At 41.9% G+C, this 570-nt stretch carries 1 protein-coding gene and 1 pseudogene; both read right to left on the bottom strand.

Translation table 11 applies throughout. From position 1 onward, the window contains the following. Nucleotides 1-240, bottom strand: a pseudogene (locus tag DYY66_RS03240) (hypothetical protein); the annotation flags it as partial. Nucleotides 241-263: 23 nt separating this feature from the next. After that, nucleotides 264-570: pentapeptide repeat-containing protein (locus tag DYY66_RS03235; protein ID WP_166286173.1), on the bottom strand; the 307-nt coding region annotated here is incomplete at its 5' end.

Raw genomic sequence — 570 nt, 5'->3', positions numbered from 1 at the left:
TTTGCCTGTTATTTGGTTCATTCCAGTTGGGGCAAAATCCCACTTTATCTCGTCTGCTGCAATATAGTAAATGCGTGTCTGTCCCTGAAAGTTGGCGTCAGAAAGACTAGCAGGTGCGATATCACCACTTGAATAAAGTTCATGATTGTGAACATTATTGAAGGACTGATATCCTATAACAGATACAAAGGTTACAAAAGATACTGCAAGTGCCATTAACATTATTTTAACTAGATCCACTTGTCATACACCACCAAGTGAGACTAGTTACTACAGACAGGATGGCCATAGCATGACAGATCCACCCCAGAATAATCCAGGCCTCCCAGATTAGCACCATCAAGATGCGCACCTGCTAGACTACCACCAGCAAGATCTGAGTTACGAAAATCTGCATTTTTTAGATTTGCACCTGTAAAGTCAGCTGCCAAGAGTTCTGCTTGGGAAAGATTGGCATTTTGCAAGTTGGCATTTCCAAAGTTAGCCCGTTCTGCCTTGGTATGGGAGAAGATCAGTCCTTGCAGATTTGCATCCTGAAAATTTACACTTGGAAATATTGACCAGGTTATC

The sequence above is a fragment of the Candidatus Nitrosotalea sp. FS genome, from assembly GCF_011319475.1.
Classification (GTDB): domain Archaea; phylum Thermoproteota; class Nitrososphaeria; order Nitrososphaerales; family Nitrosopumilaceae; genus Nitrosotalea.
The sequence above is the reverse complement of the archived record's forward strand: the minus strand, read 5'-3'. Positions and strand labels throughout refer to the sequence as shown.